This window comes from Marinobacter sp. M-5 (assembly GCF_032911545.1).
Taxonomy (GTDB): Bacteria; Pseudomonadota; Gammaproteobacteria; order Pseudomonadales; family Oleiphilaceae; genus Marinobacter; species Marinobacter goseongensis.
Window position 1 is genome coordinate 453,163 of the sequence record NZ_JAWJEK010000002.1, and the last position, 12,394, is coordinate 465,556.

Sequence of the window (12,394 nt, forward strand, 5' to 3'; positions counted from 1 at the left end):
CCCAGGCACAGACGCCTGCTTCCCTCTTCAGGGCAGCAGGCGTTTTTTTTGGGACTGAAAAAACGTCAGGAGACACCGATGACATCCGGACCAAGGATATTCAGAGTATTGACCGCCACCACCCTGCTTCTGGCCGGCGCAGCGAGCGTCGAAGCCGAGATCGGACCGGCCGAGAAGCCGGACCTGAAGCTGGGCTTTATCAAACTCACCGATATGGCGCCACTGGCGATCGCGTGGGAGCAAGGCTTCTTCCTGGATGAAGGCCTGTTTGTGGAACTGGAAGCCCAGGCCAACTGGAAAGTGTTGCTGGATGGTGTGGTCACCGGCTCCCTCGACGGCGCCCACATGTTGGCGGGTCAGCCCCTGGGCGCAACCATCGGCTACGGCACCCAGGCCGACATCATCACCGCCTTCAGCATGGACCTGAACGGCAACGGCATCACGGTCTCCAACGATGTGTGGGAGCAGATGCGCCCGCACATCGACGATAACGCTGACGGCAAGCCGGCCCACCCCATCAGCGCCGTTGCGCTCAAGCCGGTGATTGAACAGTACCGCGACAAGGGTGAGCGGTTTCGCATGGGCATGGTGTTCCCGGTCTCTACCCACAATTACGAGCTGCGTTACTGGCTGGCCGCCGGAGGTCTGAACCCCGGCTTGTATGCCCCCCAGCGCGGCGACACCAGCGGAACGCTGGGGGCGGACGTCCACCTCTCGGTTACTCCACCGCCGCAGATGCCGGCCACCATGGAAGCAGGCACCATTCAGGGCTATTGCGTGGGCGAGCCGTGGAATCAGCAGGCCGTGTTCAAAGGCATCGGCGTGCCGGTGATCACCGACTACGAGATCTGGCCCAACAACCCGGAAAAAGTGTTCGGTGTGACCGAAGACTGGGCGGAGCAATACCCCAATACCCACCTGCGCCTGCTGCGAGCCTTGATCCGCGCGGCCCACTGGCTTGACGAAAATGACAACGCCAATCGCGCGGAGGCGGTAAAAATCCTGGCCCGCTCCAGCTACGTGGGTGCCGACGAGGAAGTCATTGCCAACTCCATGACCGGCACCTTCGAGTATGAGAAAGGCGACGTGCGTGAGGTACCGGACTTCAACGTATTCTTCCGCCACTTCGCCACCTACCCGTACCCGTCCGATGCCATCTGGTATCTCAGCCAGATGCGCCGCTGGGGCCAGATTCCGGAACCCAAGTCGGATGACTGGTACATGGAGACCGCTGCCAAAGTGTATCGCGCCGACATCTACGCCGAGGCAGCTCGCTCACTGATCGCCGACGGCACCCTCAGTGCCGAGGACTTCCCGGACCTTGAAGGCGAGAATTTCGCCCGTCCCTACCAGGGCGAACTGATCGACGGCGTGGCATTCACTCCGAAAACGCCGAACGCCTATATCGACAGCTTCAAGATCGGGCTGAAAGGTTCAGAAACTCCCTGAGACCGGGGGGCAGGAGACATCGCATGACAACACTCAATCAGACCCGCAATCAGACCCGGCTGCCGGTTCAGGCCCAGCTCTGGCTGCGGTCGGTCAGCGACAAACTGACCGCACGCAACCTGGCGGGCGCTGCCCGTCAGCTGCTGTTGCCGGCCATCGGTATCCTGCTGTTTCTGGGGTTCTGGCATCTGGCCGCGCCTCAGGTCCAGACCTCCCTCGGGGCGTTCCCGGGGCCGGCCCAGGTGCTGGAGCAGTCCGGCCAGCTGTGGCAGGAGCACAGTGATCAGCGGGACCGGGCAGCAAAATTCGTCACCATGCAGGAGCAGCGCAACGAACGCATTCTGGCGGACAACCCCGATGCCGAGGTGCGGATTCGCTCCTATCCGGGCGCCCCCACGTTTTTCGACCAGATCGTCACCAGCCTGGGCACCGTGCTGGCCGGTTTTGTGCTGGCCACGCTGATCGCAGTCCCGCTGGGCATCATCATCGGTCTGAACCGGCATTTTTCGGCGGCGGTCAATCCGCTGATCCAGATCTTCAAGCCGGTGTCGCCGCTGGCCTGGTTGCCGCTGGTGACCATGGTGGTCTCCGCCACCTACGTCAGTGATGACCCGATGTTCGAGAAGTCATTCCTGACTTCGATGATCACGGTGACCCTGTGCAGCCTGTGGCCCACCCTGATCAATACCAGCGTGGGTGTGGCCGCGGTCAATCCGGATCTGCTGAACGTCTCCAAGGTGTTGCAGCTGTCGTTCTGGACCCACGTTCGCCGGGTGGTGCTGCCGTCGTCGATTCCGATGATTTTTACCGGCCTGCGGGTGTCGCTGGGTATTGCCTGGATGGTGCTGATCGCCGCCGAAATGCTGGCCCAAAGCCCTGGACTGGGTAAGTTTGTCTGGGATGAGTTCCAGAACGGCAGCAGCCAGTCCCTGAGCCGGATCATGGTGGCGGTGCTGGCCATCGGCTTTATTGGCTTTCTGCTGGACCGGATCATGCTGCTGGTGCAGAAGAAAGTGGCCTGGAACGAATAATGTCAGTTGAGGAAACAGCTATGAGCAAGCCCCATCTCGAATTAACCAACGTTCAAATGGCTTTCGACACCCCCGGCGGACCGTTCATCGCGCTGGAGAACGTGGACCTGAAGATCCGCAAAGGGGAGTTTGTGTCACTGATCGGACACTCCGGTTGTGGTAAATCCACGGTGCTGAATATCGTCGCCGGGCTGCTGCAAGCCAGCCGTGGCGGCTGTGTGCTGGATGGCCACGAGGTCAACACCCCGGGGCCGGAGCGCGCCGTGGTGTTCCAGAACCATTCACTGATGCCCTGGCTGACGGTGTACCAGAACGTCGAACTGGCGGTACAACAGGTGTTCCGCAAATCCATGAGCAAAGCCGAGCGCCGCGACTGGATTCTGCACAACCTGAATCTGGTGAACATGGGGCACGCTCTGGACAAGCGCCCCGGTGAGATTTCCGGTGGCATGGCACAACGGGTGGGCATTGCCAGGGCACTGGCGATGAAGCCCAGTGTGCTGCTGATGGATGAACCGTTCGGCGCGCTGGATGCGCTGACCCGCGCGCACCTGCAGGACTCGCTGATGGAGATCCAGCAGGATCTGAACAGCACGGTGATCATGATTACCCACGACGTGGATGAGGCGGTGCTGTTGTCTGACCGCATCGTGATGATGACCAACGGTCCAGCGGCCACCGTCGGTGAGGAGCTGCACATCAAGCTGCCCCGACCCCGCAACCGGGTAGCCCTGGCGGATCATCCGGAGTACGTGCACTATCGCCAGGCGGTGTTGTCGTTCCTGTATGAAAAGCAGAGCTTTCCCGCTAAACACACACCGCCCCGGGACACCTCCGGCGCCGACAACAACGCTGACGAAACGGATGCGGCCGCCAGCACCTTCGCGGTGCACACCGCCCCGTCCGGGCGCACGACTCAGGCCCGGCCTGCGGAAGAGAACGCCTAACCTGTTGTTTATATTGCATTCGTAAAACTGGCACAGAGTTAGCAGTAGCAGACGTAGGGAAGAATGTCCCGGCTATGGACTGGCCGGACCATCAGATCATTGTTGTTGGCATTGGCGCCGGACCATCGAGTCCCTTCGGGGAGGAGATGCTCCGGCTTTTTTTTGTTGGGCTGAAATCACGCCGGGAAAGGACAGCGAACATGACCACCGCCGGGCATAACTCTCTGAATACTCTGGTTGTCTGCGGCCACGGCATGGTGGCGCAACGTCTGCTGGAGCGACTGGTGGCGCAACCGCGCCAGCCGTTCCGACGCATCGTGGTATTCAACGGCGAAGCCTGCCCGGCCTACAACCGCATCCAGCTGTCGGCACTGCTTGCCGGCGACGCCAGTGAACACAGCCTGTGCCTGCAGCCGCCCGACTGGTATCACCGCCACAACATCAAGGTACATCAGGGTGACCCGGTGACCGCGATCGATCGCGACACCAAAACGGTCGTCACCGCCAGCGGACGGGTCCAGAGCTACTCGAGCCTGGTAATCGCCACCGGCTCACGGTCGGCCCGTCTCGGCATTGATGGTGAGGATCTGGAGGGTGTGGTGGGCTTTCGCGACCTGCGTGACACCCGCAAACTCATTGATATCAGCCAGCGCCACCGTCGCGCGGTCGTCATCGGCGGCGGTTTTCTCGGTCTTGAAGCCGCCGAGGGGCTGCGTAGCCGTGGCATGGCCGTGACCGTACTGCATCGCAGCAACCATCTGCTGAACCGTCAGCTCGACCCCACCGGCGGTAATCTGCTGGAAACGGCGTTGGCCGAGCGGGGGCTGACCATCCGCACCCGCACATCACCAGTGGCGCTGCTGGGGCGGGACTCGGTGCGCGCAGTGCAACTGGACGACGAAACCCTGATCAGCACCGATCTGGTGGTGATTGCCGCCGGTATCACCCCCAACATCGGGCTGGCCGATTCCGCCGGCCTGAACTGCGCCCGCGCCATTACTGTCGATTCCCGGCTGCAAACCCGCGACCCGGCCATTTTTGCTCTCGGCGAATGCTGCCAGATAGGCGGGCAGACCTTCGGCCTGGTGCAACCCGGCTATCAGCAGGCCGAGGTTCTGGCACAGGTGCTGTGTGACAACGCCAGCACCGCCGCGTTCGAGCCTGCCGTGATTGCCACCCGCCTGAAAATCAGCGGCATTCCCATATTTTCCTGCGGCCAGACCCAGCCAGACGGCGACACCGAATCGGTGATCTGGCAGGACCATGAAACCCGACATTACTGCCGGCTGCTGGTCCGCGACCAGCGTCTGACCGGCGCGGTGCTGTTCGGTGAAACCACCGATGGCCCCTGGTACAGCGAACGCATTCAACAAGGCGATGACATCAGCCCCTACCGGGCCCATCTGGCCTTTGGCAAACCCTACTGCGACGCCGCGTGATGGCGCCGGTGCAAGAAAGAGGAACACCCATGAGCAAGCACACCCTGATCGTGATCGGTAACGGCATGGTAGGCCACCATTTCCTCGAGCAGCTGACCGCCACCGCGGCGGCCGATCGTTTCCACATCAAGGTCTTTGGTGAGGAGAAACTGCTGGCCTACGATCGCGTGCATCTGTCCGAATATTTCGGCGGTTCCACCCACGCCGACCTCGCCATGGGCACTGCGGAATGGTATGCCGAAAACCACATCGATCTGCACCTGGGCGAGCAGGTCACCGCCATTGACCGCGAAAACCAGACCATCACCACGCCCATGGGTGACTATGCCTACGACGAGCTAGTGCTGGCCACAGGCTCCTACCCGTTCGTGCCGCCGATCAAGGGCAATGAGCATCCCCACTGCCTGGTATACCGCACCCTGGAGGACCTCGACCGTATTCGGGCCAGTGCCGCGGGCGTCAAGACCGGCGTGGTGGTGGGCGGAGGCCTGCTTGGGTTGGAAGCGGCCAACGCCCTGAAGAGTCTGGGGGTGAACGCCCATGTGGTGGAGTTTGCGCCGCGACTGATGCCGGTTCAACTGGACACCGACGGCGGTGCCCTGCTCAAACGTAAGATCGAGGAGCTGGGCGTGCAGGTGCACACCGAAAAGGCCACCACCGAGATTGTCGACGGCGAGCACGCCCGCCTGCGTATGAACTTCAGCGACGACAGCCATCTGGAAACCGACCTGATCGTGTTCTCCGCCGGCATCCGCCCCCAAGACACCCTGGCCCGTGCCAGCGGTCTGGACATCGGCGAGCGGGGTGGCATCGTGATCAACAATCAATGCACCACCTCCGACCCGCACATTCATGCCATTGGTGAGTGCGCCCTGTGGAGCGAGCGTATTTTCGGGCTCGTGGCGCCTGGTTACACCATGGCCCGCACCCTGGCCGCGGCCCTCAACGGCGACCGCGAGGCGGCCTTCACCGGCGCCGACATGAGTACCAAACTCAAACTGCTGGGCGTGGATGTGGGCTCCATCGGTGACGCCCACGCCCAGACCCCGGGCGCCCGCAACATCCGTTTCAACGACGAGAAAGTGGGACATTACCGCCGCATGGTGATCAGCGAAGACGGCAAAACTCTGCTCGGTGCCATCCTGGTGGGCGACAACAGCCACTACGACACCTTGCTGCAGTACGCCCTCAACGACATCACCCTGCCGGACAACCCGGAAACCCTGATCCTGCCGGAAAGCCAGGGCGGCGCCCCGGCACTGGGCCCGGACGCGCTGCCGGAAACCGCCTCTATCTGCTCCTGTCACAACGTCACCAAGGGCGACATCTGCGGCGCCATTGACGCCGGCTGCAGCGATCTTGCCAGCGTAAAGGGCGAAACCAAGGCCAGCACCGGCTGTGGTGGCTGCGCCGCACTGCTGAAAAACGTGGTGGACAGCGAACTGGAAAAACGCGGTGTGGAGGTCAGCAAGGACCTGTGCGAACACTTCCCATACAGCCGCCAGGAACTGTTCCACCTGGTGAAGGTGAACGGCATTCGCACCTTCCACACCCTGATCCGCGACCACGGCAAGGGTCACGGCTGCGACATCTGCAAACCCACGGTGGCATCCATCCTCGCCACCTGCTGGAACGAGCACATCCTGGCCACCGACCACGTGCCGCTACAGGACACCAACGACACCTTCATGGCGAACATGCAGAAAAACGGCACCTACTCCATCGTGCCGCGCATCCCCGGCGGGGAAATCACCCCGGATAAACTCATCGTGCTCGGCGAAGTGGCCAAGGAGTACAACCTGTACACCAAGATCACCGGCGGTCAGCGGGTCGACCTGTTCGGTGCCACCCTGAGCGAGCTGCCGGCGATCTGGGAGAAGCTCATCGCCGCCGGCTTCGAGACCGGCCACGCCTACGGCAAGTCCCTGCGCACGGTGAAATCCTGCGTCGGCAGCACCTGGTGCCGTTACGGCGTGCAGGACAGCGTGGGCATGGCGATCTTCCTGGAGAACCGCTACAAGGGCCTGCGTTCGCCCCACAAGATCAAGATGGCGGTCTCCGGCTGTACCCGCGAATGCGCCGAGGCCCAGAGCAAGGACATCGGCGTGATTGCCACCGAGAACGGTTGGAACCTGTACGTGTGCGGCAACGGCGGCATGCGCCCGCGCCACGCCGATCTGTTCGCCACCGATCTGTCTGACGAGGCGCTGATCCGCACCATCGACCAGGTGCTGATGTTCTATGTTCGCACCGCGGACCGGCTGCAGCGCACCAGCGTGTGGATGGAGAACCTGGAAGGCGGCCTGGATTACCTCAAACAGGTGGTGCTGGAAGACAGCCTCGGCCTGGGCGCGGAGCTGGAAGAACACATGGAAGGCCTGGTGGGCACCTACCAATGCGAGTGGAAAACGGCGGTGGAAGACCCGGAGAAACGCAAGCGGTTCCGTGAGTTCGTCAACGCCCCTGAGAAAACCGATCCGGTGCAGCAGTGGACCACCGAGCGGGATCAGCGGCGGCCTGTTTTGGAATCAGAGTCTGAGTCTGAGACTGCCTAGCCTGTTGGTTGAGGGGATGAGCGAGGGGGTACGGGGTACTTTTCTTCTGGGAAAAATAACTCGCTTCGCTCAGACATCTTTTTCCCGGCCAGAAAAGCACCCCATACCCCCTCACTCACGTGACCACACTGAGATATCAAAAAGATTGCTTGGGAGATTGTTATGAAGGCTCGTACTAGCTGGAATGTAGTTTGTAAGGTGGAAGATCTGGTGCCGGAATCCGGTGTTGCGGTATGGACTGAAGACGGTCCCGTCGCGGTGTTTTATTTACCGCACCGGCTGCCGGCGTTGTTTGCAATCAGCCACACCGATCCGTTCAGCGGTTCAAACGTCCTGGCCCGGGGTATCACCGGCGACATCAAGGGCGAACCGGTGGTAGCGTCGCCGTTGTACAAACAACACTTCAGCCTGACCACCGGCCAATGCCTGGAGGATGAAACGGTCAAGATCAAAACCTACCCGGTGCTACTGGACGGTGACCACATCAGACTGGAAGTACCAGCAAAACAGACCGAAACCGCTGCGGCCTAAAAGCGGCCTTTCACAAAGCCGGAACGAGCTGATTCGGGGGTGGTTTCCATTTTTTCCGCCAGGAAAAAGGTGTCTGAGCGCAGCGAGTTCTTTTTCCAAGGAGAAAATGGGGGCCACCCCCGAAGCGGCGGCAGCTCCCAACCCAAAAGGCCGCTACCCCACGGCGGAGTCAGAGCCACCACGCCGCTCCCGCCACTGCAACACAAACACCGTCAAAGCCGGCAGGAACGTCAGCGTCACCGTAGCCGCTCCCACCAGGCCAAACAGGACGATGGCACCCACGCCCCGGTAGAGTTCGGTTCCTTCCCCGGGCAGGAACACCAGCGGCGAGAGGCCGCAAATGGTGGTCAGCGTGGTCATCGCCACCGGCCGCAAGCGAGTCTGCACCGCGGCGGTGACCGCATCCACCACCGACACGCCCTTGTGGCGCAGATTCTGGCGGGCCTGATCGACGATCAGGATCGGGTTGTTCACCACCGTGCCCATCAGGATCAGGAAACCCAGCATGGTGATCATGTCGAAGGGCTGACTCAGGGGCAGCAGACCCATCTTCGGTAACAGGCCACCCACCAGATTCATCAGCGCCAGCCCGACAATACCGCCAGCCACGCCCAGCGGAATCGCGGTCATGATCAGCAGCGGGAAGCCCCAGTGGGCGAAGATGGCCACCAGCAGCAGATACACAATGGCAATGGCAATCAGGAAGTTGCCAGTCAGCGCATCGCGGGTGGCGTTGAGCTGGTCGCTGGCACCGGAAATGTCCACATTGACGTTCGCCGGCAGGTCACCGCTCTCCCGCATCTTCTCCAGCAGTTCCGTTTTGACCCGTTCAACACCGGCTTCCAGCGGCACGTCCCCGGGGGGAATCACGTTCAGAGTCACCGTGCGGCGGCCATCCACCCGGCGCACGGTGCTGGTGTCCACGGTTTCTTCCACTTCCGCCAGGCTGGAGAGCGGCAACGTGGCGCCCTGGGGCGTGTGCACCATCACATCCGGCAGGTTGCTCAGCTGCGGGTTGCGACCGTCGCTGCCATACAGATAGATGTCGATCTTATCGTCATCGAGCAAGAAATCGTCCACGTAGGCGCCCTCGGTGAGGGACGACACGGTGAAGCCGATGGCTTCCGTGTCCAGGCCCAGTTCCGCGGCGCGGTCCCAGTCCGGGCGGATCCGGATCAGCGGCTGCGCCAGGGACAGGGTAGACGGCTGGCTCTGGATCCGCGGGTTGTCGAAAATCTCCTCCGCACGGGCGTAGATGGCGTTGGCCGCCTTGTACACCGAGACCAGGTCCGGTCCTGACACGTCCAGGTTGATGCTGCGGGTACCGCCGTCGTTGCTGGAGATGATTGAGCCCTTGGCGGCGAACGCCCGCATGCCGGGAAACTGCTCGTAGAAACGCGTGAGCTCGTCCATCAGCGCTTCGATGTGGCGGGGGTTCAGGGTTTCGGCAATGATGCGCAGGCGCTCGGTGCTGACCTGCATGTTCAGATAGGCCATGGGCGGCACCCGGGTTTCTCCGGCGGCGTAGGCCTCGCCATCGGCATTCACGTGGGGCAGGAAATGATCCTCGACCTGCTGCGCGATGGCCTGCATTTCATCCAGGTTGTACCCCGGTGGCGCACTCATGGCGGCAAAGGTTTTTGGTTCCTCACCCTCCGGCAGGTATTCCGCCGGTGGCGTCAGCACCAGAATGACCCACAGGCTCAGCAACGCGGTGGCGACGATCACCACCACCCGTCGCAACGGCGTGCCCGCCAGCCAGGTCACTGCCGACATGATCCCTGACGACCAGCCGCCCGACAGGGCATTGCCGTAGTCGTCAGTCGTCACCTTGCGGTCGCCGAAGTTCAGCCGCGCGCACAGCGCCGGTATCACCGTCACCGCCACCAGCATGGAGGCCATGATGGCCGCGGAGATGGCAATGGCCACATCGGAATAGAGCTGCCCGGCCTCTTCCTGAATAAACAGAATCGGCAAAAACACCAGAATGGTGGTCATGGTGGACGCCAGTACCGCCGGCCACACCTCCTGCACCCCCTTGAGGGCCGACTCGAACCGGTCCAGCCCCAGGCGCCGGTGGCGCTCGATGTTCTCCAGCACCACGATGCTGTTGTCCACGGTCATACCGATGGCAAAGGCGATGCCGGCCAGAGAGATGACGTTGATGGTGCGGCCGGCGATCATCAGGCCAATGAACGCCGCAATGGCGCACAAGGGAATACCCACCACACCGGCAAAGGTCGCCCGCGACGAGCGCAAGAACAGGAACATCACCAGAGTGGCGAACACCGCACCAATGCCCAGGTTGGTCCAGACGTTGGCGACGGAGGCCTCCACGTAGCGGGCGTCGTCCGCCGTCAGGCCGAGTTCCATGCCCGCCGGCTCCAGAACCTCGTCGTTGATAGCGTCGACCTCCACCATCATCGCGCGCTTGATGTCGATGACGTTGGATCCGTTTTCCCGTCGCACCTGCAGGCCGATCACCCGCTGGCCATTGATAATGGACAGCTCGCGGATGCGGGAGTGATCCTGCTGCACCCGCGCCACGTCACTCAACCGCACCACGCTGTCGCCGCTGCGGGAGACCACCAGTCTCTCCAGCTCGTCCTTGTCCTCAAAGCGCCCGACGGTGCGCAACAGGTAGCGCCGTTTACCGGAATCAATTTCACCGCCGGAGATGTCCTGGTTGCGGGCGGTAATGGCATCGCGCAGGTCCACCAGGCTCAGCCCGCGCTGGGCCAGGCGGGCTTCGTCGACAATGATCTGCATCTGGCGGTCGGCACCGCCACCCACCGTGACTTCCGAGACACCCGCCACACTTTCCATGCGCGGCCGCACCCGGTCCTCCACGAAATCCCGCATCAGCTCGATATCCAGTTCGCGGGGATTGCCTTCCAGCGTGGAGACCCGGAAATACATGAACGCGTTGGCTGAGAACGACGCCGCCACGATGCGCGGCTCATCGACATTGCGCGGGTAGTCGGACACCTGGCTGAGAGCATTGTTGATCTGGATAAGGGTTTCGGTGATGTCCACGCCGAAGGGAAATTCCAGCTCGATCTCGGCACCGCCGCTGGAGGCCGTAGCCATCATCCGGCTCAGATTCGGCACATTGCGCAGGAAGCGCTCCTGCTCGATGAGGATTTCCTTCTCGATGTCCTGGGGCGTGGCGCCCGGCCAGCTGGTTTCCACCGTCACCGTGCGCACTTCCAGATCCGGAATCATCTGCACCGGAATGCGCAGCGCGGCGGCCGCCCCGAGAATGGCAATGATCAGGGTGACCACCGCCACCAGTGTGCCGTGGCGGATAATACCGGCAAACATCACTTGGTCTCCCGGTCAGCCAGCTGCACGTCGATCCCCTCACTGAGGGATTCGTTGCCCCGCACCACCACCTGTTCGCCACCGTCCAGCCCGTCGGTGATCTCGACGCGCCCTCCGAAGGCGCTACCGATACTCACCCGCTTTTCGTTAACGGCGTACACCCCGTCACCGGACGACGTGGTAATCCACACGGTAGTGCGTCCATCAGGATAGCGGTTGAGGGCATCCCGCGATACGCTCAGGCCGCGCTCGCCGCTGGCCACTCTCAGGGTTGCGGTCACCGCCATGCCCGGCAGCACCGTGAGTTCCTCCGGCCCGGTCGCCCGCAGCAGGAAGGTGCGTGCTTGCGGGTCACTGACCGGCACCAGGGAATCGATCCGTACCGTGACATCGACACCGGCGTTGTACACCCGCAACTCGGCGCTGTCCGTAATGCGGCGGTAATAGTCCTGGGGCACCCGGAAATCCAGGCGCAGGCTCTCAGTATCCACCAGTTGCAACAGCTCGTCGCCGGGATTCACCCACTCGCCCAGATCGCTGAAGCGTTCGCTGACCACACCGCCAAACGGCGCCTCAATGCGGTGCCGTCTCAGATTGGCCCGCATCCGGTCACGCTCCGCCTGCAGCCGCGCCAGCTGGGCCCTGGCACCGGCGACTTCGCTCTCGCGCGCGCTCACTTCGGTCGCTGCGATGTTACGACCGGCACCCACTGACCGCGCTTCCTCCAGCCGCCGTTGCGCCTCCGCCAGCCGGGCCTGCCCTTCCTGCACTTCGCCCGTGGCGGCGGCCAGCTCGTAATCGGCCAGCTCATCGTCCAGCTCGATCAGCACATCACCCTTGCTGACCCGGCTACCGGTTTCCACGCCAACCCGATCCACCAGACCGGACACGGCAGCAGACAGGGCGGATGACCGCAGCGGGTTGACGGTACCGTTGAGACGAACCTCCTGGAGAATATCGGCTTCTTCCACCGCTTCCAGCTGTACCCGGGGGCGATCCTGGGCCAGCGCCTGACCCATCATCATCACAGACAGCATCACAACCACTGGCATCCTCGCCAACATGGATATCCCCCGAAAAAACTTCGGCACGTCGACGCCTCCCGACTCATTGCGTGG

The 12,394-nt window shown here is 62.5% G+C and carries 7 protein-coding genes and 1 pseudogene; 6 read left to right on the forward strand and 2 right to left on the reverse strand.

The genetic code is table 11. The features are described from left to right. Positions 1–78: 78 nt before the first annotated feature. The 6 genes and pseudogenes from R0125_RS11415 (at position 79) to nirD (ending at position 7,952) form a co-directional block, all read left to right on the forward strand. Positions 79–1,449, forward strand: a complete 1,371-nt coding sequence (locus R0125_RS11415; protein WP_317238256.1) for a CmpA/NrtA family ABC transporter substrate-binding protein — start codon at positions 79–81, stop codon at positions 1,447–1,449. Between the two features lie 23 nt (positions 1,450–1,472). Beyond that, the gene (locus R0125_RS11420) at positions 1,473–2,480 is read left to right on the forward strand and encodes an ABC transporter permease (protein ID WP_248184626.1); all 1,008 of its coding nucleotides are present in this window, start codon (positions 1,473–1,475) and stop codon (positions 2,478–2,480) included. A gap of 56 nt (positions 2,481–2,536) precedes the next feature. Beyond that, positions 2,537–3,277: pseudogene (locus R0125_RS11425) on the forward strand (ABC transporter ATP-binding protein); the annotation flags it as partial. 350 nt (positions 3,278–3,627) lie between these two features. Further along, the gene (locus R0125_RS11430; RefSeq protein WP_317238258.1) at positions 3,628–4,866 is read left to right on the forward strand and encodes an NAD(P)/FAD-dependent oxidoreductase; all 1,239 of its coding nucleotides are present in this window, start codon (positions 3,628–3,630) and stop codon (positions 4,864–4,866) included. Between the two features lie 29 nt (positions 4,867–4,895). Then, entirely contained in the window at positions 4,896–7,421 is a 2,526-nt protein-coding gene (nirB, locus tag R0125_RS11435; RefSeq protein ID WP_317238259.1) for a nitrite reductase large subunit NirB, read from the forward strand. A gap of 162 nt (positions 7,422–7,583) precedes the next feature. Then, a complete protein-coding gene (gene nirD / locus R0125_RS11440; RefSeq protein ID WP_317238260.1) occupies positions 7,584–7,952 on the forward strand; it encodes a nitrite reductase small subunit NirD in 369 nt (122 codons plus the stop codon). A 153-nt stretch (positions 7,953–8,105) separates the two neighbouring features. Here nirD and R0125_RS11445 read toward each other — a convergent pair whose 3' ends face one another. Next, positions 8,106–11,276, reverse strand: coding sequence for an efflux RND transporter permease subunit (locus R0125_RS11445; RefSeq protein ID WP_317238261.1), 3,171 nt, complete (start codon positions 11,274–11,276; stop codon positions 8,106–8,108). Then, positions 11,276–12,367: an efflux RND transporter periplasmic adaptor subunit gene (locus R0125_RS11450; protein WP_317238262.1), complete on the reverse strand. Its 1,092-nt coding sequence runs from the start codon at positions 12,365–12,367 to the stop codon at positions 11,276–11,278. Before R0125_RS11450 ends, R0125_RS11445 begins: the two co-directional genes overlap by 1 nt. Positions 12,368–12,394 lie beyond the last annotated feature (27 nt).